Below are 22,848 nucleotides of genomic sequence, written 5' to 3'. Positions count from 1 at the left end.
AAAAAGGCCGTCTGAAGTTTCAGACGGCCTGTTATTTTATCCAAGGTGAAATGCTTATGCGCCGTAAACAGGATATTTATTGCACAAAGCAGTCACTTGTTCGCGGACTTTGGCGAGGTTGGCTTCGTCTTCAGGATTGGCTAATACGTCGGCAACCAAGTTTGCCAATACGCGCGCGTCGGCTTCGTTAAAGCCGCGTGTAGTCATGGCAGCGGAGCCGATGCGGATGCCGGAGGTAACGAATGGTTTTTCCGGATCATTCGGGATGGCATTTTTGTTGACGGTGATGTGAGCTTTGCCCAAAGCGGCTTCGGCGGCTTTACCGGTGATTTTCATCGGTTGCAGGTCAACGAGGAAAACGTGGCTTTCAGTACGGCCGGAAACGATACGCAAACCGCGTTTAACCAACTCTTCTGCCATAGCGGCAGCATTGATTTTCACTTGTTTTGCGTATTGTTTGAACTCAGGTTGCAGCGCTTCTTTAAACGCTACGGCTTTGGCAGCAATAACGTGCATCAACGGGCCGCCTTGCAGGCTTGGGAAGATGGCGGAATTCAGCGCTTTTTCGTGGGTATTGTCACGGCACAAAATCACACCGCCGCGAGGGCCGCGCAGGGTTTTGTGGGTAGTGGTGGTTACGAAGTCGCAGAATGGCACCGGGTTAGGATATTCGCCGCCGGCAATCAGGCCGGCATAGTGCGCCATATCGACAAAGAGGTATGCGCCGACTTTATCGGCGATTTCGCGGAATTTTGCCCAGTCGATTTGCAACGCGTAGGCAGATGCACCGGCCACAATCATTTTAGGTTTGTGTTCAAGAGCCAAGCGTTCTACTTCGGCATAATCGAGAACTTCGTTTTCATCCAAACCATAAGTAATGGCGTTGTAGAGTTTGCCGGAGATGTTAACGCTTGCGCCGTGGGTCAAGTGGCCGCCGTGTGCCAGAGACATGCCCAAAATGGTGTCGCCCGGTTTCAAAACAGAAGCGTACACGGCTTGGTTGGCTTGGGAGCCGGAGTGTGGTTGGACGTTGACATATTCTGCGCCAAACAATTCTTTAGCGCGGTCAATCGCCAATTGTTCGACAATATCAACATATTCACAGCCGCCGTAGTAGCGTTTGCCCGGATAGCCTTCGGCGTATTTGTTGGTCAATTGCGAACCTTGAGCTTCCATTACGGCGCAGCTGACGTAGTTTTCAGAGGCGATCAGCTCGACGTGGTCTTGCTGGCGCTTGTCTTCTTGGGCGATGGCTGCTGCCAAATCGGGGTCATATTGTGCGAGGGTAACGCTTTTTGAAAACATGTTCTCGATTCCTTTGTGATGGGCTGAAAATATAGGATGGAGTGCTGCGAATTGGTTCAAGATGAACTATTTTTCTTGCATTGTCAACAATTGTGTCGGGTGTTTGGTTTCAGACGGCCTGAGATTGAAGGGTTTATTTGAAAATATCATCTTGTTTTAAATGAAAATCCATTTTTCCCAGAAGCGCGGCTAAATCGGCTTCGGCTTGGGCGGCTTTAAGATTTTTTGCCAGTTCTACTAAGGCTACTGCATTTAATCGTTCTTTCTCCAGCCGTAGAGCTTCTTCGCTGAAGATTTTGATATTGTCTGCCGATTCGGCGGTATTTATTTTTTCAAATGGATAAAACGATTCTTCGTGTACGGCCAAACCGTCGGGCAGGGGTGCGGCATGGTTGAAATCGGCATCATTGACTGGCATCCATGAAGGATGGTTCTCAAGCAGGATAAATTGTCCGTCCATGCCGTTGATATGACGGAATAGGGTGGTTCGGCCATTGTGTAAACGCATAAGCCCGATTGTATGCCCAAGTCGGCAAGCCGTCTATAAAGCCGTTTCTTTCTATTTTTAGCGCTAACTTATGTTGATATTATTAATTTTGATGTAAAACAGTTTCGACTTAAAAAAGACTGGATAAAACGCCCGTGTTTGTTATAATTAAGCTAAAGATTGATTCGTCCTAGTTTTTGACAGCAGTACTTTTTTATTTAATTAACAAGAGAGGAAAACAAAATGTTTCCAGAATATCGCGATTTGATTTCTAAACTGAAACAAGAAGATGCACACTTTGCCCGTTTGTTTGACGAGCACAATGAGCTGGACGATAAAATCACCGGTTTGGTTAACAACCCTGTTACCAGCGGTGCCGAAGAGATTGAAGAGCTGAAAAAAGCCAAACTCAAACTCAAAGACGAATTGTATGCTCTTCTGCAAAAAGCAGCAGGCAAATAATTAAAAATTGAATAAGGCCGTCTGAACGGTATGATAGAAATCTTGGATTTCGTTTCATGCCGGTTCAGACGGCCTTTTTAGTTGTTTGGTATTTGTTATTTTTATTAGCACAATTTAACTTTTAATTGTAAATCACTCTTAATTGCGTTGAAAACTCTGTTAAGGTTATTTAAAATCTCGAATAATTTTTATTTTGATTTTAAACAAACAAAACCAAGAGAAACAATGCAATGAAAACATTCACACTCGCTATTTTGCCTTTGGCGTTAATTAGTGCATTCTCACACGCAGCTGAAGAGAAAGCAGTTGAGCAGGCTGAAGTCGATACCGTTTACGTTACTGCCGAGAAGCAGTTGCAACAGTCGCTCGGTGTATCGCGTATTTCTAAAGACGACATCGACAAACGCCCTGCAGCCAATGATATTTCCGAATTTGTCCGCACTATGCCAGGCGTTAACCTGACCGGCAATACGGCGACGGGTCAGCGTGGCAACAAACGCCAAATCGACTTGCGCGGTATGGGCCCTGAAAATACATTGATTTTGATTGACGGCAAGCCGGTTAATTCGCGCCAATCCGAGCGTATTAGTATGCGTGGTGAACGCAATACGCGTGGCGACAGTAACTGGGTGCCGGTTGAAGAAATCGAATCGATTACTGTTTTGCGCGGTCCGGCGGCGACCCGTTACGGCTCTGGCGCGATGGGTGGCGTGGTCAATATTGTTACCAAAAAAGTGTCTAAAGAATTTAAAGGCCAAGTCAATCTGTATGCCAATCAGCCGCAAGACAGCAATGAGGGCGCAACCCGCCGTATCGGCTTTAATTTGAGCGGCCCGATTATCCAAGATACTTTGGGCTTCCGCGTTTACGGCAATTTGAATAAAACGGATACAGATGCTGCCGATATTAATGCCGGACACGGCAATGACAGCGCGGCCGGTGTCGAAGGCGTACGCAATAAAGACATTGCAGGCCGTCTGCAATGGAAAATCAGCCCAGCGCAAACGCTGATTTTGGACAGCAGTTACAGCCGTCAGGGCAATATCTACAACGGCGATACGCAAAACAGCAATCCGCGTTCTGCTTTGGTTAATTCTTTGGCCGACAGCAAAGCCGAAACTGCCCGCTTATACCGTTCCGCTTATTCTTTAACGCATGATGGCGCATGGGAATGGGGCGATACCAAAAACGTGATCAGTTATGAGCGTACAATCAACAGTCACTTGCCTGAAGGTTTGGCCGGTGGTCCGGAAGGCAGCTATACAGGCTTGGATTTTGTTCAAAGCCGTCTGAAAAACCTGCGCTTCAGCAGCGAAGCAAATATTCCATTCAAACTTGGTGTTGAGAATGTATTGACGGTTGGTGCAGAATTTACTGACAGCAAATTGGATGATCCTACATCTAACTCGCAAAGTCTGACAGATACTATTCCCGGTGGCCCTGGGCGGCCACCACGCAAGGTTGTGAACATCTTCTCGGGCGTGTCGGAACATCGTAGCGGTAAAACTTCACAACGCAACTGGGCGGCCTACGTTGAAGACAATATTTCGTTGACCGACAAAACCCATCTGATTCCGGCCATCCGCTTCGACCATAACAGTGCCAGTGGCAGCAACTGGAGTCCGGCTTTGAACTTCTCGCATCAAATCGGCGAAAACTGGTTGGTTAAAGGTGGTGTTGCCCGCGCGTACAAAGCGCCAAATCTGTATCAAGCTAGTTCTGACTTTATCCTGTACACACGCGGTCAGGGCTGTCCGCTCAATGCGCCGGGTAGTGTCAGCTGTTTCTACATGGGCAATGGCAATTTGAAACCTGAAACCAGCATCAATAAAGAGATTGGCCTTGAGTTCAACAAAAACGGCTGGCAGGCTTCGGCGACTTATTTCCATAATGCGTACCGCAATAAAATCGTGATCGGCGACCAGCTTATTGCCACCAGCAATATCCGCAACTGGCTCCTGCAATGGGAAAATACGCCAAAAGCGACGATTTCTGGTATCGAAGGCAACTTGGTAATTCCGTTGCATGACACACTCAAGTGGAGCAACAATTTCACTTACATGCACAAATCCGAAGATTATCAAGGCAATCCATTGTCTTTGGTGCCGAAATACACCATCAACAGTACACTGTCTTGGACGCCGAACGAACGCTTTGATGCCAATCTGACCTTTACCCACTACGGCCGTACTAAACCGCGCGGTGTGGCAGTCAACCGTTTGGAACAAAACGGCAATCCTCGTGCAGGCGTAGCAGCGTTGTCTTCCGAACGCAACCAAACCCAAGTCGGCTCTTATGGCATTTGGGGCATCAATGCAGGCTACAACTGGAACAAACGCGTGGCCGTCCGTGGCGGTATCAGTAATCTGTTTGACAAAAAACTGTACCGCACAACTGCCGGCGCACAAACTTACAACGAGCATGGCCGTGCCTTCTACGGCAGTTTGAAAGTATCGTTTTAAGTAGAAGCGTATTAAATCAGGCCGTCTGAAACGGTGTGAAATGAAATCTAAGATTTCTGACACATGGTTTCAGACGGCCTTTTGATTTTTAAATTTAGAAGCATTTGTTGTTACGGAATTTACTTCACTATTTTAAAAAAGTAAAAGGGCGACATTCGCCGCCCTGAGAATGCAAACTGCTTATTCGACCCAAGTCATCATTTCATCAATCGGTTTGCGTGATTTTTTAGTGATTTCTTTGGCGCGATAGCCGAATGTTGCCGCTACGGATACGCCCCATTCGTTGGCATCAAACAGGCCTTCTGCCGCTAATACTTCGTTCATTTTATCGTAGTTGAAGCCTTCGATTGGGCAGGAATCAATGCCGATGGCCGCTGCGCCTGTGAGCATATTGGCCAAAGCAATATAGGTCTGCTTGCCGCTCCAGTCGAAGAGTGCGCGTTGGTCGTCGGCAATTTTAATGTCGGTTTCTTGGAAGCTTTTGTATCTTGCCAACGCTTTTTCCAGCTGCTCTCCTTGCAGGCCCCTGCGTTCGGCAACACTGCGGAAGAACGGGGTATCGTAACGGGCATTTTTCTTGGCAAGGATAATCACTAGATGGCTGCAGTCGTCCAGTTGCGATTGCATACCCCAGCTGAAAGGTTTGAGCTTTTCTCTCAAGGCTTTGTTTTGGATAACTAAAAATTTCCATGGCTCGGAGCCGACAGAGCTGGGCGAGAGGCGGGCAAATTCTAAAATCGCTGCAAAATCTTCTTGGCTGATTTTTTTGTCGGGATCGTAATAACGGGTGGAGCAGCGATTTTCGAATACTTGCAGCATTTGTTCGCGTGTAATTTGATTCATCTGGTTTTCCTAATAAATGAAGATGTTATTCCAATATCCGGTTCCTTTTGAGGTATCATTACCGGCATAACCTTAAGGAAGAAACAGGCTGGGGCAACACCATGTTAAATCAAACCTAACGGCTAGGCTATCTTTTAATTCTGAATTTCGCAAAAAAATTCGATAAAAATCAATATAAATACGAAAAGGCCGTCTGAAACTTTAAACGTTTAAAGTTTCAGACGGCCTTTGATTTCAAATCTTAATTACAGATGAGGATTAATCAGGTTTTCCGGGGAGAGGATACGGTTGAGCTCTTCTTCGCTCAACAGACCGTGCTCCAGTACGACTTCGCGCACGCCTTTGCCGGTTTGGGCGCAGATTTTGCCGACCAAGTCGCCATTGCGGTGGCCGATGTATGGGTTCAGATAAGTGACCAAACCGATGGAGTTGAAGACGTAGTGTTCGCAGATTTCGCGGTTGACCGTAATGCCTTTGACGCATTTGTCGGACAGGTTGACCGCGGCGTTGCCTAAGAGGGAAATGGTTTCAAACATACATTGGGCGATGACCGGCTCCATAACGTTCAGCTGCAACTGACCTGCTTCGGCTGCAAAAGTGATGGTCGTGTCGTTGCCGATGACTTTGAAGCAGACTTGGTTGACGACTTCGGGAATCACGGGATTGACTTTGGCAGGCATGATGGAAGAACCGGCTTGCAATTCAGGCAGATTGATTTCTTTCAAACCGGCGCGCGGACCAGAAGAGAGCAGGCGCAAGTCGTTACAGATTTTGGACAGTTTGACGGCTGTGCGTTTCAATGCGCCGTGTACCATCACATATGCGCCGCAGTCGGAGGTCGCTTCGATCAGGTTTTCAGTCAGTTTGCAAGGCAGGCCGCTGACTTCGGAAAGTTTCTCAACGACTAAAGCCGCATAGCCTTTAGGTGTATTCACACCTGTACCGATGGCGGTAGCACCGAGGTTGACTTCAAGCAGTAGGGAGCGGGTACGGTCGAGGTTGAGGATTTCTTCTTCCAGCAACACTTGGAAAGATTGAAACTCTTGGCCGGCAGTCATCGGCACGGCATCTTGAAGCTGGGTGCGGCCCATTTTCAAAACGTCTTTAAATTCTTCGGCTTTGGCGGCAAAGGCATTTTTCAGGATGGCCAGTTTGTCGAGCAATTCGCCGATGCTGTAATACACGGCAAGGCGGAAGCCGGTAGGGTAGGCGTCGTTGGTGGATTGGCTGGCGTTGACATGGTCCATCGGATTGACGATGTCGTAGTGGCCTTTTTCGTGACCCAAGACTTCCAATGCGAGGTTGGCAATGACTTCGTTGGTATTCATGTTGACCGAAGTACCGGCGCCGCCTTGATAAACGTCGGATGGGAATTGGTCGAGGCAGCGGCCTTTGACCAATACTTCATCGCAGGCTTTTTCGATGGCGGCCGCGATTTCCGGCTTGATGGCACCCAATGCGCCGTTGGCTTGCGCGGTGGCTTTTTTAACCATGACCATGCTGCGGACAAATTGCGGTACGTCGGAAATTTTTTGTGTGGAAATTTTAAAGTTTTCAATGGCGCGCAAAGTATGGATGCCCCAATATACTTCAGCAGGGATCTCGCGGTCGCCCAATAAATCGTGTTCGATTCGTACAGTCATTTCTCTTACCTTCTCGTATAGTTGTGTTGGTGTGCATTATGCGTTTGGAACATTAGCCCAGTTCGGCAAGATTGTCCAGTTAATAAGGCTTAATCGTCAGGATGAAAGCGCGTTGCTTCACGCTCTTTTGCGGCTGTCTCTTTATCTTTCAATTTCGCACCCAAGCCCAACATTTTTTCATATTCGGATTGCGGCGTGCCATCCTCTTCCATGCCGAATGCGCTGGCATTGACCCAAAGGGAAAGCAGGGAAACGATGAAGGCGAAAAAACCAACGATATACCAAAACATTTTTTTCTTCCTTGTGTGTCTGCGTGTGCAGATTGTTGTGGTTTGTAAAGATGTGAATGTAGCACAAACGCGGTTGGGTTTAAATTCTTCTCCCACATCCTTTCATTGATTTACCTGTAAGTGTTTAGAAAAGAAAAGGCCGTCTGAAAAGTAAGACTTTTCAGACGGCCTCGGAGGCTTTGTCGGGAAGATTTAGCCGCCGCATGCGCCGCAGCAACCGCCTTCGCCATGACCGCCGCGTTTTTCTTCGTTGTTGATAACGGGCAGTTCAGTTTCTTCGGTTTGCTCTTTTTTCTCTTCAGGCAAATCGTTTACTTTGATTTTGTTTTCTTCGGACATGATACATCCTTTCAATGGATTGAGGAGTGGAAAGATTCATAAAGATAGCATCTTTAAGCCAATAAACCAAGCAGCACAAAACTGTCTTGTGATAATGCCATGACTTGGAACAATAAATTTGCTTATAAAAGCGTTAAGGCCGTCTGAAAAAATCCAAAGAGGAGTGTTGGTTTTTATAGGTTGAAATGGCAGTAGAAAGATTTAAGAATGCTTGATTTGAAGGGATAAACTGACATTGATTTCAAAAAACAATACAATGTTATCATCATCTGGAAACAGCCAATTTATCGGAGCATATATGTATTCACACCACAGCGAACGCCATTTCAGCGACCGCAACAACTGGCTTCGGGCAAGCGTATTGGGTGCCAATGACGGCCTGATTTCTACTGCCTCGCTGTTGACGGGCGTAGCCGCTGCCGCGCCAGATTTCCAAACCCTGCTTTTGACGGGCGTTTCGGCGCTTATCGGGGGTGCGGTGTCAATGGCGGCGGGGGAGTATGTTTCCGTGTCCAGCCAATCGGATACGGAAAAAGCCGATTTGCACAAAGAACGCTACGAATTGGCAAATAATCCTGATGCCGAACTTGAAGAGCTGATGGAAATTTACCGCCGCCGCGGTTTGTCCGATGCGCTTGCCGCAGAGGTGGCCAAAGCCTTGATGGAACACGATGCACTCGCCGCCCACGCGCGCGACGAAATCGGCATTACCGAAACCTCTTCCGCCCAACCCATGCAGGCTGCGCTGGCTTCTGCTGCTTCATTTTGTGCCGGCGCGATTTTGCCTTTACTGGTCGCATTGACAGCTTCTACCGCCATTGTTCCGGCCTTGGCAGTTTCCACTTTGTGCGGACTGGCAGGACTGGGCTATGCCTCCGCCAAACTCGGAGGGGCACCTGTCGTGCCTGCTGTTTTGCGCGTGTGCCTGTGGGGCGTTGCGGCATTGGTGATAACCGGATTTATTGGAAAACTGGCGGGTGTGGCCGTCTGATTGTAAGACCTTATATTCTTTTAAACCTGTATCCAGTAAAATTGAAAATTGATTTGATCGCTAAAGGCCGTCTGAAAATTTTTCAGACGGCCTATGGTGCTTGTATTTACTTATTACAAACTGTTTTTTGTCATGACCTATCCGATTCCCAAACCCCATGAAAAATCCCGTTGGCTCAATCTGTCTCAAGGCTCGCTGCCCTTGGCTTTGGCGCGTTATCTGCCGCATAAGCAGCTTAAGGTTGTCTTGACCCAAGATGCGGAACAGGCACTACGCCTTCAGACGGCCTGGCTGTTTTTCCGTCCGCACGATACGGCGGTGTTCCTGCCGGACTGGGAAACGCTGCCTTACGAGCGTTTTTCACCGCATCAGGATTTGGTATCGGAGCGCTTGTCGGCGTTGTGGCAGATTAAGAGCGGCGCGGCGGACGTGTTGTTCGTGCCGGTTGCGACGGCGATGCAGAAGTTGCCGCCTGTGCCGTTTCTGGCAGGGCGCACGTTTTGGCTGAAAACAGGGCAGACTTTGGATATAGGCCGTCTGAAAAGTGATTTGGTGGATGCAGGTTATAACCATGTTTCCCACGTTGTTGCGGCAGGCGAGTTTGCCGTGCGCGGCGGTATTGTCGATTTGTTCCCGATGGGCAGCGAAATGCCGTACCGCATCGATTTGTTCGACGATGAAATCGACAGTATTAAAACCTTTGACACCGAAACGCAGCGCACCATCTCCCCCGTTTCCGAAATCCGCCTGCTACCGGCGCACGAGTTCCCCACCGACAGCGAGGCGCAAAAGATTTTCCGCATCCGCTTCCGCGAGGAAGTTGATGGCAATCCGAACGATGCGGCTGTGTACAAAGCCGTCAGCAACGGCCATTTCGGCGCGGGTGTGGAATATTACCTGCCGCTGTTTTTTGAAAACGAGTTGGAAACGCTGTTTGACTATATCGGCGAAGACGCGCTGTTTGTCTCTTTGGGCGACGTTCACGCCGAGGCAAACCGTTTTTGGAGTGACGTTAAATCGCGTTACGCCATGGCGCAGGGCGACGAAACCTATCCGCCTTTGCTTCCACAGCATTTGTATCTCTCTGCAGATGTTTTTGCAGGCCGTCTGAAAAATTATGGTCAGGTATTGCCGGATATTTTTGGTGATGAACATACGTTGCCAAACGTGGCCGTCAACCGCCAAGCAGATGAACCGTTGCAGGCACTGAAGGATTTTCAGACGGCCTTTGACGGACGGATTTTGTTGTGCGCCGAAAGTTTGGGACGGCGCGAAACCATGCTCGGTTTCTTGCAGCAAAACGGCTTAAAAGCCAAAAGCGTGTCCGACTGGCAGGGCTTTTTGTCGGCGCATGAGCCGCTGATGATTACAGTGGCGCCGTTGGCTTACGGGTTTAAATTAGAAGATCAAAACATCGCGGTCATTACCGAATCCGATCTTTATCAATATGTTGCCCGCTCGCGCAAACATCATCGTAAGAAACACGCCGCCGTTTCAGATGGCCTGTTGCGCGACCTTGCAGAAATCAATATCGGCGACCCTGTCGTGCATGAAGAACACGGTATCGGCCGATATATGGGCTTGGTCGCAATGGACTTAGGCGATGAAACCAACGAAATGATGTTGCTCGAATACGCGGGCGAAGCGCAGCTTTATGTGCCTGTTTCGCAACTGCATTTAATCAGCCGCTACTCCGGCCAGGCGCATGAAAACGTAGCTTTGCACAAGCTCGGTAGCGGCGCGTGGAACAAGGCAAAACGCAAAGCCGCCGAAAAGGCGCGCGATACCGCCGCCGAGTTGCTCAACCTCTACGCCCAACGCGCCGCTCAATCGGGACACAAGTTTGAAATCAACGAGATGGACTATCAGTCGTTTGCCGATGGTTTCGGCTATGAAGAAACCGAAGACCAAGCCGCCGCCATCGCCGCTGTGATTAAAGATTTGACGCAGGCGAAGCCAATGGATCGCCTCGTGTGCGGCGATGTCGGCTTCGGCAAAACCGAAGTCGCCCTGCGCGCCGCGTTTGTGGCGGTGATGGGTGGCAAGCAAGTTGCCGTACTCGCACCGACCACGCTTCTGGTCGAGCAGCACGCACAAAATTTCGCCGATCGCTTTGCCGATTTCCCCGTGAAAGTCGCCAGCCTTTCGCGTTTCAACAACAGTAAAGCCACCAAAGCCGCTCTGGAAGGCATGGCAGACGGCACGGTCGATATTGTTATCGGTACGCACAAACTGGTTCAGGACGACATCAAATTCAAAAACTTAGGTTTAGTCATTATCGACGAAGAACATCGCTTCGGTGTGCGTCAGAAAGAGCAGCTCAAACGCCTGCGCGCCAATGTTGACATCCTCACCATGACCGCCACACCGATTCCGCGTACCCTCAGCATGGCGCTCGAAGGCCTGCGCGACTTCTCACTGATTACCACAGCCCCCAGCCGCCGCCTCGCCGTCAAAACCTTTGTCAAACCCTTCAGCGAAGGCAGCGTGCGCGAAGCCGTGTTGCGCGAACTCAAACGCGGCGGACAAGTGTTTTTCCTGCACAATGAAGTGGATACGATTGAGAATATGCGTGAGCGGTTGGAAACCCTGCTGCCCGAAGCCCGCATCGGTGTGGCGCACGGACAACTGCGCGAGCGCGAGCTGGAACAAGTCATGCGCGACTTTTTGCAGCAAAGATTTAACGTGTTGCTCTGTTCCACCATCATCGAAACCGGCATCGACATTCCCAACGCCAACACCATCATCATCAACCGTGCCGACAAATTCGGGCTGGCTCAGCTTCATCAGTTGCGTGGGCGCGTCGGACGCAGCCACCATCAAGCCTACGCCTACCTGCTCACGCCCGAATACATCACCAAAGACGCAGAAAAACGCCTCGACGCTATTGCAGCAGCGGACGAACTCGGCGCAGGTTTCACCCTCGCCATGCAGGATTTGGAAATCCGCGGCGCAGGCGAAATCCTCGGCGAAGGTCAGTCCGGCGAAATGATACAGGTCGGCTTCACGCTTTATACCGAAATGCTCAAACAAGCCGTGCGCGACCTCAAAAAAGGCCGCCAACCCGACCTCGACGCACCATTGGGCATTACCACCGAAATCAAACTGCACAGCCCGGCATTACTGCCTGAAGACTACTGCCCCGACATTCACGAGCGCCTCGTCCTCTACAAACGCCTTGCTGTCTGCGAAACCGTGCAGCAAATCAACGCCATACACGAAGAACTCGTCGACCGCTTCGGCCTGCCCGAACAACCTGTCAAAACCCTCATCGAAAGCCACCACTTACGGCTTGCGGCAAAAGAATTGGGTATAGACGCCATCGATGCGACCAGCGAAGCGGTAACGGTAACCTTTGGCAAAAACAACAATGTCGATCCAACCGAAATCATCCTGCTGATTCAGAACGACAAAAAATATCGCCTTGCTGGAGCAGATAAGTTGAGGTTTACAGCCGAGATGGAAAATATTGAAGTGCGGATTAATACGGTGAAGAACGTATTGAAGACTTTGAAAGAAAGGGTGATGGCTAAGTAAGGATGGAGGAAAAAAGGCCGTCTGAAAAAGGTGCAGGCTGCTTTTTAAGGTGTTGAAACAGCAAAAAAGTAGTCTGCACAAGGCTATATTATTAATTATTTTATTATAATTTATGCATATGGGGCGTAACATGGATAATTTGCTACTGAATTTATTATTTTCTTTTTTATTATTCTTTATATCAAATTGGTTTGGTAAGAGATCAATAAAATTTGGATATCACCAATTGTCATTTGACAGTAGTGAAGAACAACCTATATTTAATATATTATATCGATCTTTTACTCCTGTTGTTTTCATATTAGTAGTATCAGTTTTTTTAGATAAAATAAATCTTTTTTATTTGACAAAAAATATTTATATAACAACAATATTTTATTTCTTAATCAGATTTATTTTTATCTTAATCATAGGCAGATTAAAAATTACAAACTGGGTAAAATATATTCTAACAGCTTTTATTTCTATATTTATCTCATACATTGTTTATAAAAATTTTATTGAAAAAAGATACTTCCCTTTGCCAACGGAACAAGAAATTACAACAGCATTGTGGTTTGCGATTATTGGTTATATATATAAAGTTATTAAAGATATTTCAATATCATCTTTGGATAATAATAGGAAATTAAATTATGTAAAGCATAAGCACGATCGTTTTTCTCATAAATATGGTTCTATTATTGAAGAAGCAATTGGGACTGATATAGATAATAGCATTATTGAAAAACAAAAAGCATTAATATATTCGATTTTAATTTATGAAGACTTTAATAGACATATATTATGTAGGTTTATGGAAAGATTACTTTTTGGGACTGGTAGAATTAAAACATCTGGCATTATGCAGGTAACTTCAGACGTATATTTATCTAATCAAGATAGCGTAAAAAAAGGGGCATGTATCTTAATTGAAAAATATAACGAAGTGTACAAAGATAAATATAATGATACTCAAGATAAAAATCACAGCCTATATGCAGCCAGAAGAGAGAGTATTAAACATTATAATTCTGATATATCATATATTAATGAGGTTGAGTCGATTTATAATTTATTAGAAGTTATATATCCGAAATCTTCAGATATATATGAATGTGATGGTGAGTAATTAGTAAGTCATATAATGTAAATTAATTACTTCAGTAGCGTCAAACAAAGAATGCGGTAGCATGCATAAAACCTTTAGGTAGTGTGTGTACGGTATGCACGCATGTGGATTTTAAGTGAAAATACAGAAACAGTATGAAATAAAGGCCGTCTGAAAATACTGAAACTATCAGTTTTGAAAATCAAACCTAAGGTTACTAAATCGATCAGGGAATTATTATGAAAATGAGGGCAATGATGCTGGGTGTGACAGGCTTGATATTATCCGGTTGCTTTTTCTCTAATGATGAAATTAAGTTGGAAGATATTTGGAATTTCAAAGTTGCTGTCAATGAAGCTAAGGGGAATAGGCAGGTGCATTTGACAGGCTTATTAGGCAATAGTGCAATGGGTATTTCAGATATCAAAACAACTAGTCGCAACGATGAGCTGAATATTACTTTATTTCAAAAATTAGCAGGTTCGGAATACTCAGGAACATTAGATAAAGAAATTGCTCTTGAAAACAATATCAAGAAGATTACTTATGGTTCTAAACACGAGATTATATGGCAAGACTAAAAATACAATAAAGGCCGTCTGAAAAAGATTCGGACGGCCTTTAAAATTATAAATGGATAGATTTTTTGGCTATCCTATTTCGATAATATTTCAAGATTTTTTTGCGCAGAAAAAGGAATACAGCAACTGTATCATCTCGGTTACCCTCGGATCGGCAATGTAATATTGCCGTTCCCGATGGTTCACTTCAAACGATACTAAACCGGCTTCACGTAATAGGGCTAATTGGCTGGACATTGCCGCTTGCGGCAGTCCGGATGATTCAGCCAACTCGGTTACATTGTGCGGCTTTTCATGTAGTTTGCACAATACGGCGAGACGGTTGGGATTTGCCAGAAGTTTGAGAAAAGCGCTGGCTTCTTCGTAGGGCGGTTGATTGTCGGCAGTGGTCATTTTTCACGCTTGTCGGCAAATGAGGAGGTCGAATTATCAGTCATAATGGCCTCAGCAGCAACTTTCAGACGGCCTTTGCTTAATGGTTCCATGGCATTTTGGCCAGTAGGCGTGCCATGCCGCAGAATCCGGTTAGTCCGGCCGTTAATAGGCCTGCGCCGACCATCACGTCTATCAGATAAAACCAAGGCGATACCAGCCAACCTGCCAGCACACCCAACAGAATCAAACTGCCCGCTATGGTTTGCACCTGCCGCATGATATCCGGTGCGGCACGGTCGGCAACAATTGAAAGCCCTGCAGCTTTCCATGCCTGTAAGCCGCCTTCTAGAATATAGCATTCTCGACCTTGGCCAAGCGCTGGCAATATTGTTTCTGCCCGTGTTGTACGTTTACCGCTCAGGCAATAAAAAATCAGGCATGGGGCTGCATCATCGGGCAGTTTGTCTCGCTGCTGTTCAGGCGGAAGGGATAATGCACCGACAATATGCCCGCCCTGATATTCGGCTTGGCTTCGGATGTCCACTGCCAACGCGCCCTCACAGATTTTTGCCATTGCTTCGGAAGGCGTGATTCGCGGGAGTTGACCGACCGTGCTCATGTTTTGCCTTCGTTATTTTTTGTTGATGCGGCAGGTGTTGATGCCCAATAAGCTGTACAGCGCGCAGTTGCCAATCAGTGCTGTACCCAGGGGGATGATGCCCAGCCAACCCCACCAGCCAATTTGTCCGGTAGCGGCTGCAGCAATCAGCGCAACACCGATAACAATACGGATTACGCGATCTAAAGTACCCAAGTTTCGTTTCATTTTATTGCTCCTTGTTTCAGAATGGATTGTCTATAAATAAACATATATAACAAAAATCATATATGAGAAATATTATAGCTTTAAAGATGACTTTGTCAAATGGTTTACAGTAAAAGTGTAATGAATATTTGCATTGTATTTTTTAAACGCACAAATAGAATCAATCTCCAACGGCATGGTTAAATGTAAAAATACAGCCTGATATTTTCAGACGGCACTGGAGATGATCTATATAATATTTTATTTATATTGGAAGAATTGGTAGTCAGTTTTCAGAAGGAATCAAATCATGGCCGATTCGGAAAAGAAGTCCAATGGAGACGATTTGAAGACTGGATAATCCGTTGTGTAACTAGCAAGGGAGAGGAAATACTTTTAAATCAAATTGTCTACGAATTATAAAAGGCCGTCTGAAAATTGAATTTCAGATGGCCTTTGGTTTCTTTATAACGTCGTTCGTATCATCAGAAACGATAGTTCACGCCCAAGGCAAACTCGCGGCCGCGTTCGTAGAAGGGCACGCGTCCGTTGCCGTCGGGGAAGCGTTGGCTGTGCGAACGGTATTGCTTGTTGCCGATGTTGTTGACGGCGAAGTTGACGTTCAGGTTGTCTTTTTTCAGCGGCTGCCAGTTGGCGTAGATGTCGTGTACGCCGTAACCGGCTTTCTTGCCGTGTATCGTGCCTTGTCCGCGGGCGACGTCGGTGTATTTCACGCTTTGGGCGTAGCGGCCGCGCCAGCCGATTTCGAGTTTGGGATTTTCAAACTGGTAAGACAGTCCGGTCAGCCATTGGCGGCCGGTGTTCCAGAAGGTGAACGAGCTTTCGTGGTCTTCTGCTTGAATCGGGCTTTCGCCGTAGTACATTTCGCCGTTCAGACGGGGTTTGACGTAGGACACGCCGGCGCGCGCGGTCAGGCCGCCCCAGCGATAGGATGCGTCAAGTTCGTAGCCGTAGGTTTTGAGCGTGCCGCCGTTGTAAATCTTGCCGCGTTCGGTGATGGAGGCGGTGTTGTTGTTGATTTTTGCCCAACGATAGACGATGAGGTCTTTGATGCGTTGGTGGAACACGCTGCCGCTGACGTTGAAGTTGTCGTTGCGCCATTTGAAGCCCAATTCGGCACGGCGGGCGGTTTCAGCTTTGAGGTTGCTGTCCAAATCGGCGGCAGCGCCTGCACGTTCGTTAGCCAACAGGGCTTCGTTCAGGCGGGGCGCACGGCTTGCCTGATTGAGGTTTGCCAAGAGGGAGAAATTGTCGTTGATGTCCCAAATCGCGCTGATACTGGGGTTGAGCTGACCGTGCGACGCGCTTTGTTTGCTGGCGGCGTTGTATTTGAAATGGTCGTAACGCAGGCCGGTGGTCAGGGTAACGGGGTGCAGGTTCCAAATGCCTTCCGCGTACACGCCATATTCAGCCTTTTTCTCTTTGTCGCGGTCATACAGGCCGAGAATTTTCAGCCATGCTCCTTTGTCAGAAGGCTCGGAGGTTTCGTGGCGGTAGTTGACGCCGTATTTCACCATGTGTCCGTCGCCGAAGGAGCTGGCGAGGTTCAGATTCGCGCCGGTCGCTTTGATTTTGCTTAGTTCAAGCTGACCGATGGGAACGCCGCCTTGCGCCGTGCCGGAAGCTTGGGCTTTTGGAGAAGGAGCGCCTTTAGGCGGTTTGGTGTCGTCGGTATTGATTTGGAAGACGTTGGCGTCGATTTTGTCGATAAAGCCGACGTTGCGGCCACGGTATTCCAGATTGTAGGTCTGCTCTTTTTGATAAGTGCCGTCCACGCCGATGTAGCTGTCAACGTTTTGGAATTCGGCTTTGTCGGTGCGGTTCCCTTTTTGGTATTCCTGACGGTAGGTCAGGCGGATGCCGTGGTCGTCGTTGAAGTCGTAGCCGAGTTTGGCGAGGTAGCTGTGCTGTTTCAGACGACTGCCGAGGTTGACATTGCCGTTGCCGTCCTTGTAGTCACGGTTGTTGAGGAAGTTGCCTGCAAACAGGGCATCGAAGCCGTTTTGATAGCCGTAAACCGCTGCGCTGCCGGTTGAGTCTTTATTGCTGCTCAAGCCCGCGCCGAGTTTGAAACCGAAAGGTTTGCCGTCTGTCAGCAGGTCTTTTGCGTCAACCGTTATTACGCGGATGGTACCGCCGACCGCACCCAAACCCGCGCTCGCCGCGCCTGTGCCTTTTTCGACGTTAATGCTTTTCACCAAAGCAGGATCAAGCTGGAAGCGGCTTTGGTGGTGGAAGATTTTTGTGGATTGGCTGGTGTTGTCGACTTCTAGGTTAATTTTGTCTTCACCAACGCCGCGGATGCTGTAAAACTGTGCTACGCCGTTGCCGCCACCGACATCCATACCGATTTGGTCTTTCATGACTTGTTTTAAATCGGTCGAAATTTCACGGTCGAGCTGGTTGCGGGTTACACGAGTCGGTACGGCAGTACCGGTGACCTTAATTTCATTCAGCTCGGCAGTTTCTGCGGGTTGCAAATTTTCGGCATGAGCGAAGCTTGTTGATAATGCGAGTGTAATGATACTAAGGCGGAATACAGGAGAGGAGACCTTATTCATGATTTTTCCTAAGTAAAAAATTGACTGTTTATTCTAATTGTTATAATAATGATTATCAAATTCTTAATAGATATTAATAAATATATTCTGTTTTATTCCAGTCTCAAATTAATAGGATTTTTATAGAAATCAATTAGTTTATATTTTAGTTAAATTTAGTAAAGATTCTTTGGTTGGGAAATGGGTTGAGTCTTACTTTTTCCGAGAGGGAGAGAAGGGATAGCTTGAATATCTGTCAATAAAGAATTTTATCTATCAGTGTTTTATTTAAAAGGCCGTCTGAAAAGTACTTTTCAGACGGCCTAAATATTTATTTTTTACAGCAAAGGGCTCATTAGACGGACGGCATTTTCCACGAAGCCGCGGAGTTTGGAGCGTTGTTGCCATGATTTGATGGCAATGTAGCTGCTGTTTTTAAGGTAGCTGCGCTGTAGGTGGCAGATTTGTTTAGTGGTATCGCGATCGTAGATAGCAAGGCTGATTTCTAGGTTGAGGAAGAAGCTGCGCATGTCCATATTGACCGTGCCGAAGAGGGAGTAGTCTTCGTCAATGGTCATGGTTTTGGCATGCAGAAGACCGCCTTCAAACATGGCGATTTTGACACCGGCTTCCAGCAACATAGGGTAGTAGGCGCGTGAGGCATAGCGCACCATCAGTGAATCGACTTTGGCAGGCAGTATCAGGGTCACTTTGACGCCGCGTTTGGCGGCAACGGTTAACGCCATGAGAAGCGGCTCGTCAGGGACAAAGTAGGGGGTGGTAATCGTGATTTGTTTGGTGGCGGCATAGATGGCGCTGATGATGGTTTCGTAAATAACGAAGCTGCCTTGCTCGGGGGCGGATGGAATGATTTGGGCAACAATATCGCCTTGTTGCATTTTTTCAGGAAGGATTTGGGGCAGCAGACTCTGGGCTTGATTGAGGTATGTTTGTACGTTTTGGAGGTTTTCATCGGTTTCGACGGCGAGGTCTGCGAAGAAGACGGCAGATAGTTCCAAAACCATAGGCCCTGTACAGCGCATCATGACATCTACCCATTCTCCGACGCCGGAGTTTTGTTTGAAATAGCGGGGGTCGACAAGGTTGAAGCTGCCTGTGTAACCGATTTTGCTGTCGATAACGAGGATTTTGCGGTGGTTGCGCAGATCGGTGCGCGTGAATAGTGTACGCCAGATGCCGACAGGTAATGAGGTATGTACTTCAACGCCTGCTTGGCGCAGTATCTCTACCCAGTCACTTTCAAAAAAGCTCCTGCTGCCGACGGCATCGGCCAGAATGGCACAGTCAACGCCTCGATCTGCGGCAGCAAGAATTTCATTTAAAATTTCTTCGATGCGGCCTTTGGGTTCGATAATGTAAAAAGCCAGCAGGCAGGAATGGGTTGCGGCGCGTATGTCTGCAAGTATGCTGTCGATGATGGCATCTGTGGTAGAGAGCAGGCTCATGGCGTTGCCTTTGGTTGCACCCAGCCCCGTTCCTTTTTCGGCAACTTTACTGATGCCGTGGTATCGTGATTTGACTTGGTCGGCAATGTCGAGATAGATATCGGCTAGATGGGTGGCGGCAAAGTTGCGGTAGAAGCGGTTCATTTCGCCGGTACGTTTGGCGCGGGCCGTGCCGAGACGAGGCTCGCCGATAAGGATGTAGGCGATGGTTCCGAATACGGGGAAAAGGAATAGGATAATCAGCCAGGCAAAGGTTGAGCCGATGTTTTTTTGTTTGTACAACACGCGCAGCATACAGACGAGTGCGGCGCAGGTGTGGGCGAAGATGAAAATTTCGGTCCAGGTGATGTCTTTTAAAAAATTCATATTCGGTAGTAGGAGTGGATGTGTTTTTAAGTTTGAAGGTGTCAGCTGATAAGCTTCAGATATTAAGTATATAGAAAAACCGTCTGAAAACAAATTTACACGATTATCGTGTTTTTGTTTTCAGACGGCCTTTAGGTCTTGTTTTTCGTCGGTTTTGGGGTGTTAAACCACTAAACAATACAGTCAATGCTGCACCTGTGGGCAGGTCGATCAGTACGAGGGGAAAGAATGCTGTAGAGTCCAAAGTTGTCAGCTCGTGCAACACGGTTAACATAGCAACGGAAACGTGTATACTGAATAAGCAGTTGCTGCCTTGGTCAACTGCCAATCAATGACCTGCTCTAATTTCAATAGTGGGAAACGGTCGATGTGTTTGGCAATCATGGCCTGTGCGATTTGTTGGAAGAAGGTACTCATGAGAAATCCCCTAAATGTCTTGGGTCGGAATTTAGGGGATTTTTGGGAATTTTGTAAAGGTCTCAAATAATGAAATTAACGAAATATCCTTATAATTCCATAAGAGAGTTAGAGGACTATTTACTAAATACTTATCAAAAATATATTATTCTAAGAGAGGAAGGAAAGGAAATTTATCGATGTTTTATTCTTTCTTTTCATAAAGAATTCAATATAGGTATTGGGTTGGCTATTTCCTGTATAAGCATTCTCCCAAAAGTATTAATATTTGGTGATAAAAATATTTTTATTGGATTTGATTCAGTTGTTTTTTGTATTTCTATACAAAATTTAAGAGTTAATATGCTAAATATAGATGGCATATTTTTTGATATTTATTTATTAGAGAATCAAAAAATTTGTATTATTCATGAGTTGGGTGCAATTATTACAGATAAAAAATTAACAAGAGAAAATTCAGTATCTACCGATATAATATCAGATTGGGAAATAGATAAAGTTAATAAGTTAATTATATTAACAGAGTTAGACTCTGAAAAAATAATTTCTCTAAATTATGATTGAGGATACTTGGTTATTTAAGATATTCTCCTCATTATGCAATGTAGGTTGGCTGAAAACTAGAAAATTGTTTCAGACAACCTTTACTTATCGGCTTGAGCGGCGGCGACACTACCTATGCTAACTCTAATAGACGGCCATTTTATAGGTCAGTTGAAAATAGCCGTTCTATTTTTTCAATAACTCCAAATGAATTAAAAGTTATTTTACAAAGTAGAAATACGATATCCTCTCCAGTAACAGCCATCCCTGGCGGTCAGTTTGTCCGCGTAGTCGATACTGGTAAGAATATTGGTATAACTAGTTTGAAGGAAGGAGGAACACCAACTAGATATATTAAGATATTTACTGACGAAATGGGAAATTTAATCACAACATATCCAGTGAAAGGGCAGTAATTATGCAAAAAAAAATAATACTTTCTTTAAAAGAAAAAATAGAGGGTATAGGTAATAATGTAGATCATATCTTACTCGCAACTTTAATTCTTAAATGGTTACATGATTATCCTAGTTTAGAGAAAGAATTTTTAGATCACCGTTCAAATATTTCTAAATTTATGAATATAGAAATTTTAGATATCCCTAATTATCCAATAAAAAAATCACTAATTAGTTTTTACGATTTAAAAGCTCTTAAACGGCAAATAGATATTTCCATGCAAAGAAATAAATCATATATTTATCAATCGCTACAAAATTTTTTAGAGAATTTATTTATTATTCAAGAACCAGATATGGAATGTAATATTTGCCATGGCACTTATGGTTTTGATTTATGGAAGGAAATAGAGACTAATAGATTAGTTTATTGCTGCAAAACATGTGCATTCTCAGAATATGTTAATGGGGAATTTAGAAATAATGAAAATCACCTTACCATTCCAACAAATGATGATTTGAGTTTATTGAATACATAATTAATAGAATAAGTTATAGAAAACCATGTTTACATTTTTCATCATGAGAAGCTTATGACTGAATTAAATCTTGTTTTAGATAACCTCAACTTGTTGCAAACTAGAAAAGGAGAATAACCATGAATCATGAGCAAGCCGTAGCCCATATGAAATCTAAACTCAACAAGTAGGATGTGTGCGGAACGCACGCATGCGGTTCTCAAGGTTTGAGCTAAGAGGCCGTCTGAAACAATAACTACGGTTTCAGACGGCCTTTTACGTTACGCGCTCAATCAAGCGTGATACTGACGGGACAATTCGTGTACGGTATCGACCAAGATTTTGGCGTGTTCCGGATTGGCGTGTTGGTTGATGCCGTGTCCGAGGTTGAATACATGGCCGCTGCCGTTGCCGTAGTCGGCAAGGATGCGTGCGACTTCGGTGCGGATAGATTCCGGTGTGCCAAAGAGGGCGAACGGATCAAAATTGCCTTGCAGGGCAACTTGTTCGCCGACGCGACGGCGGGCTTCGCCGATGTTACAGGTCCAGTCCAAGCCTAATGCGTCTGCGCCGATTTCTGCCATGCTTTCCAGCCATAAGCCGCCGCCTTTCGCAAATACGATAACAGGCACGCGGCGGCCTTCGCTTTCGCGTTTGAGTCCGGCAACGATTTGTCGGATGTACTTCAGGCTGAACTCTTTAAACGCTGCATCGCTCAACACGCCGCCCCAAGTGTCGAAAATTTGTACGGCTTGTGCGCCGGCATCGATTTGGGCGTTGAGATAAGCGGTAACGGCTTGAGCATTGGTGTCGAGGATTTTATGCAGCAAATCAGGGCGCGAATACATCATGGTTTTGATGGTGCGGAATTCTTTGCTGCTGCCGCCTTCAACCATGTAGCAGGCGAGTGTGAACGGGCTGCCGGAGAAGCCGATCAGCGGAACTCGGCCGTCCAGTGCTTTACGGATGGAAGTCACGGCATCAAAGACGTATTGCAGTTTTTCCATGTCGGGAACTTGCAGTTTTGCAATGTCGGCTTCGTGTTGCAAAGCGCGTTCAAATTTTGGGCCTTCACCTTCGGCAAAATACAGGCCTAAACCCATGGCATCTGGAACGGTCAGAATATCGGAAAACAGAATTGCCGCATCCAGATCAAAACGTTCTAAAGGCTGGATGGTGACTTCGGTCGCCAGCTCGGTGTTTTTGCACAAATCGAGAAAGCTACCTGCGCGTGCGCGCGTGGCTTTGTATTCAGGCAGATAGCGTCCGGCTTGGCGCATCATCCAGATAGGTGTGTATTCGACAGGCTGTTTAAGCAGGGCGCGGAGGAAAGTGTCGTTTTTCAGAGCAGTCATGATAAATAGGCTTT

Annotated in this window: 21 protein-coding genes; 8 read left to right on the top strand and 13 right to left on the bottom strand. The window is 46.4% G+C overall.

What is annotated here, in order from left to right; translation table 11 throughout:
• Positions 1–54: 54 nt before the first annotated feature.
• Together glyA and HMPREF3047_RS10505 are read right to left on the bottom strand one after the other, a co-directional pair.
• Positions 55–1,305: a serine hydroxymethyltransferase gene (gene glyA / locus HMPREF3047_RS10510; RefSeq protein WP_070714100.1), complete on the bottom strand. Its 1,251-nt coding sequence runs from the start codon at positions 1,303–1,305 to the stop codon at positions 55–57.
• 133 nt (positions 1,306–1,438) lie between these two features.
• The gene (locus HMPREF3047_RS10505; protein WP_070714097.1) at positions 1,439–1,813 is read right to left on the bottom strand and encodes a hypothetical protein; all 375 of its coding nucleotides are present in this window, start codon (positions 1,811–1,813) and stop codon (positions 1,439–1,441) included.
• A 222-nt stretch (positions 1,814–2,035) separates the two neighbouring features.
• Between HMPREF3047_RS10505 and HMPREF3047_RS10500 the strand changes: the two genes are divergently transcribed.
• Together HMPREF3047_RS10500 and HMPREF3047_RS10495 are read left to right on the top strand one after the other, a co-directional pair.
• Complete coding sequence (locus tag HMPREF3047_RS10500; RefSeq protein WP_003685475.1) at positions 2,036–2,254, top strand: HP1242/YdcH family protein; 219 nt, start codon at positions 2,036–2,038, stop codon at positions 2,252–2,254.
• A 230-nt stretch (positions 2,255–2,484) separates the two neighbouring features.
• On the top strand, positions 2,485–4,716 hold the full coding sequence (locus HMPREF3047_RS10495) for a FepA family TonB-dependent siderophore receptor (protein WP_070714094.1): 2,232 nt from the start codon (positions 2,485–2,487) through the stop codon (positions 4,714–4,716).
• 180 nt (positions 4,717–4,896) lie between these two features.
• Here the strand turns inward: HMPREF3047_RS10495 and HMPREF3047_RS10490 are convergent, their stop codons facing one another.
• The 4 genes from HMPREF3047_RS10490 to HMPREF3047_RS11455 all read right to left on the bottom strand — a co-directional run bounded on the left by HMPREF3047_RS10490 (position 4,897) and on the right by HMPREF3047_RS11455 (position 7,831).
• Positions 4,897–5,559, bottom strand: a complete 663-nt coding sequence (locus HMPREF3047_RS10490) for an NAD(P)H-dependent oxidoreductase (protein WP_070714091.1) — start codon at positions 5,557–5,559, stop codon at positions 4,897–4,899.
• Between the two features lie 245 nt (positions 5,560–5,804).
• Entirely contained in the window at positions 5,805–7,202 is a 1,398-nt protein-coding gene (gene aspA, locus HMPREF3047_RS10485; protein ID WP_070646134.1) for an aspartate ammonia-lyase, read from the bottom strand.
• A gap of 89 nt (positions 7,203–7,291) precedes the next feature.
• Positions 7,292–7,492, bottom strand: coding sequence for a hypothetical protein (locus HMPREF3047_RS10480; RefSeq protein ID WP_070714088.1), 201 nt, complete (start codon positions 7,490–7,492; stop codon positions 7,292–7,294).
• Positions 7,493–7,684: 192 nt separating this feature from the next.
• Entirely contained in the window at positions 7,685–7,831 is a 147-nt protein-coding gene (locus tag HMPREF3047_RS11455) for a hypothetical protein (protein ID WP_168163629.1), read from the bottom strand.
• A 298-nt stretch (positions 7,832–8,129) separates the two neighbouring features.
• Here HMPREF3047_RS11455 and HMPREF3047_RS10475 point away from each other — a divergent pair, with 298 nt between their 5' ends.
• From HMPREF3047_RS10475 to HMPREF3047_RS10460, 4 genes are all read left to right on the top strand, one after another.
• Entirely contained in the window at positions 8,130–8,822 is a 693-nt protein-coding gene (locus HMPREF3047_RS10475; RefSeq protein ID WP_070714080.1) for a VIT1/CCC1 transporter family protein, read from the top strand.
• 132 nt (positions 8,823–8,954) lie between these two features.
• Entirely contained in the window at positions 8,955–12,359 is a 3,405-nt protein-coding gene (gene mfd, locus HMPREF3047_RS10470; RefSeq protein ID WP_070714224.1) for a transcription-repair coupling factor, read from the top strand.
• 130 nt (positions 12,360–12,489) lie between these two features.
• A complete protein-coding gene (locus tag HMPREF3047_RS11640) occupies positions 12,490–13,470 on the top strand; it encodes a hypothetical protein (protein WP_249967798.1) in 981 nt (326 codons plus the stop codon).
• Between the two features lie 218 nt (positions 13,471–13,688).
• The gene (locus HMPREF3047_RS10460; protein WP_070714076.1) at positions 13,689–14,030 is read left to right on the top strand and encodes a hypothetical protein; all 342 of its coding nucleotides are present in this window, start codon (positions 13,689–13,691) and stop codon (positions 14,028–14,030) included.
• A gap of 90 nt (positions 14,031–14,120) precedes the next feature.
• Here HMPREF3047_RS10460 and HMPREF3047_RS10455 read toward each other — a convergent pair whose 3' ends face one another.
• The 6 genes from HMPREF3047_RS10455 to HMPREF3047_RS11685 all read right to left on the bottom strand — a co-directional run bounded on the left by HMPREF3047_RS10455 (position 14,121) and on the right by HMPREF3047_RS11685 (position 20,020).
• Positions 14,121–14,423, bottom strand: a complete 303-nt coding sequence (locus HMPREF3047_RS10455; protein WP_070714072.1) for an ArsR/SmtB family transcription factor — start codon at positions 14,421–14,423, stop codon at positions 14,121–14,123.
• Between the two features lie 79 nt (positions 14,424–14,502).
• A complete protein-coding gene (locus HMPREF3047_RS10450; RefSeq protein WP_070714070.1) occupies positions 14,503–15,024 on the bottom strand; it encodes a rhodanese-like domain-containing protein in 522 nt (173 codons plus the stop codon).
• Between the two features lie 12 nt (positions 15,025–15,036).
• Positions 15,037–15,231, bottom strand: a complete 195-nt coding sequence (locus HMPREF3047_RS10445; protein ID WP_003685761.1) for a YgaP family membrane protein — start codon at positions 15,229–15,231, stop codon at positions 15,037–15,039.
• Between the two features lie 464 nt (positions 15,232–15,695).
• Complete coding sequence (locus HMPREF3047_RS10440; protein WP_070714065.1) at positions 15,696–17,792, bottom strand: TonB-dependent receptor plug domain-containing protein; 2,097 nt, start codon at positions 17,790–17,792, stop codon at positions 15,696–15,698.
• Positions 17,793–18,109: 317 nt separating this feature from the next.
• Positions 18,110–19,603, bottom strand: coding sequence for a cardiolipin synthase (gene cls, locus HMPREF3047_RS10435; protein ID WP_070714063.1), 1,494 nt, complete (start codon positions 19,601–19,603; stop codon positions 18,110–18,112).
• A 267-nt stretch (positions 19,604–19,870) separates the two neighbouring features.
• Positions 19,871–20,020 carry a hypothetical protein gene (locus HMPREF3047_RS11685; protein ID WP_349267146.1) on the bottom strand — a complete coding sequence of 50 codons (150 nt, stop codon included), beginning with the start codon at positions 20,018–20,020 and terminating at the stop codon, positions 19,871–19,873.
• Positions 20,021–20,089: 69 nt separating this feature from the next.
• Here HMPREF3047_RS11685 and HMPREF3047_RS10430 point away from each other — a divergent pair, with 69 nt between their 5' ends.
• Both HMPREF3047_RS10430 and HMPREF3047_RS10425 read left to right on the top strand, forming a co-directional pair.
• Positions 20,090–20,584, top strand: a complete 495-nt coding sequence (locus HMPREF3047_RS10430) for a hypothetical protein (protein WP_070714059.1) — start codon at positions 20,090–20,092, stop codon at positions 20,582–20,584.
• 397 nt (positions 20,585–20,981) lie between these two features.
• Entirely contained in the window at positions 20,982–21,500 is a 519-nt protein-coding gene (locus HMPREF3047_RS10425; RefSeq protein WP_070714052.1) for a hypothetical protein, read from the top strand.
• A 272-nt stretch (positions 21,501–21,772) separates the two neighbouring features.
• Here HMPREF3047_RS10425 and hemE read toward each other — a convergent pair whose 3' ends face one another.
• Positions 21,773–22,834, bottom strand: a complete 1,062-nt coding sequence (gene hemE, locus HMPREF3047_RS10420) for a uroporphyrinogen decarboxylase (protein ID WP_070585626.1) — start codon at positions 22,832–22,834, stop codon at positions 21,773–21,775.
• Positions 22,835–22,848: the final 14 nt, after the last annotated feature.

Source organism: Neisseria sp. HMSC075C10 (genome assembly GCF_001815615.1).
Taxonomy (GTDB): Bacteria; Pseudomonadota; Gammaproteobacteria; order Burkholderiales; family Neisseriaceae; genus Neisseria; species Neisseria subflava_A.
This window is presented reverse-complemented; position numbering and strand designations above follow the sequence as displayed.

Bases quoted from the DNA above. Each gene is read 5' to 3' on its own strand.
- HMPREF3047_RS10445 (WP_003685761.1), bottom strand. From the start codon at position 15,231: ATGAAACGAAACTTGGGTACTTTAGATCGCGTAATCCGTATTGTTATC.
- HMPREF3047_RS11685 (WP_349267146.1), bottom strand. From the start codon at position 20,020: ATGAGTACCTTCTTCCAACAAATCGCACAGGCCATGATTGCCAAACAC.
- HMPREF3047_RS10450 (WP_070714070.1), bottom strand. From the start codon at position 15,024: ATGAGCACGGTCGGTCAACTCCCGCGAATCACGCCTTCCGAAGCAATG.
- glyA (WP_070714100.1), bottom strand. From the start codon at position 1,305: ATGTTTTCAAAAAGCGTTACCCTCGCACAATATGACCCCGATTTGGCA.
- HMPREF3047_RS11640 (WP_249967798.1), top strand. From the start codon at position 12,490: ATGGATAATTTGCTACTGAATTTATTATTTTCTTTTTTATTATTCTTT.
- cls (WP_070714063.1), bottom strand. From the start codon at position 19,603: ATGAATTTTTTAAAAGACATCACCTGGACCGAAATTTTCATCTTCGCC.
- HMPREF3047_RS10475 (WP_070714080.1), top strand. From the start codon at position 8,130: ATGTATTCACACCACAGCGAACGCCATTTCAGCGACCGCAACAACTGG.
- HMPREF3047_RS10495 (WP_070714094.1), top strand. From the start codon at position 2,485: ATGAAAACATTCACACTCGCTATTTTGCCTTTGGCGTTAATTAGTGCA.
- HMPREF3047_RS10480 (WP_070714088.1), bottom strand. From the start codon at position 7,492: ATGTTTTGGTATATCGTTGGTTTTTTCGCCTTCATCGTTTCCCTGCTT.
- hemE (WP_070585626.1), bottom strand. From the start codon at position 22,834: ATGACTGCTCTGAAAAACGACACTTTCCTCCGCGCCCTGCTTAAACAG.
- HMPREF3047_RS10490 (WP_070714091.1), bottom strand. From the start codon at position 5,559: ATGAATCAAATTACACGCGAACAAATGCTGCAAGTATTCGAAAATCGC.
- HMPREF3047_RS10430 (WP_070714059.1), top strand. From the start codon at position 20,090: ATGAAATTAACGAAATATCCTTATAATTCCATAAGAGAGTTAGAGGAC.
- mfd (WP_070714224.1), top strand. From the start codon at position 8,955: ATGACCTATCCGATTCCCAAACCCCATGAAAAATCCCGTTGGCTCAAT.
- HMPREF3047_RS10500 (WP_003685475.1), top strand. From the start codon at position 2,036: ATGTTTCCAGAATATCGCGATTTGATTTCTAAACTGAAACAAGAAGAT.
- HMPREF3047_RS11455 (WP_168163629.1), bottom strand. From the start codon at position 7,831: ATGTCCGAAGAAAACAAAATCAAAGTAAACGATTTGCCTGAAGAGAAA.
- HMPREF3047_RS10505 (WP_070714097.1), bottom strand. From the start codon at position 1,813: ATGCGTTTACACAATGGCCGAACCACCCTATTCCGTCATATCAACGGC.
- aspA (WP_070646134.1), bottom strand. From the start codon at position 7,202: ATGACTGTACGAATCGAACACGATTTATTGGGCGACCGCGAGATCCCT.
- HMPREF3047_RS10425 (WP_070714052.1), top strand. From the start codon at position 20,982: ATGCAAAAAAAAATAATACTTTCTTTAAAAGAAAAAATAGAGGGTATA.
- HMPREF3047_RS10440 (WP_070714065.1), bottom strand. From the start codon at position 17,792: ATGAATAAGGTCTCCTCTCCTGTATTCCGCCTTAGTATCATTACACTC.
- HMPREF3047_RS10455 (WP_070714072.1), bottom strand. From the start codon at position 14,423: ATGACCACTGCCGACAATCAACCGCCCTACGAAGAAGCCAGCGCTTTT.
- HMPREF3047_RS10460 (WP_070714076.1), top strand. From the start codon at position 13,689: ATGAAAATGAGGGCAATGATGCTGGGTGTGACAGGCTTGATATTATCC.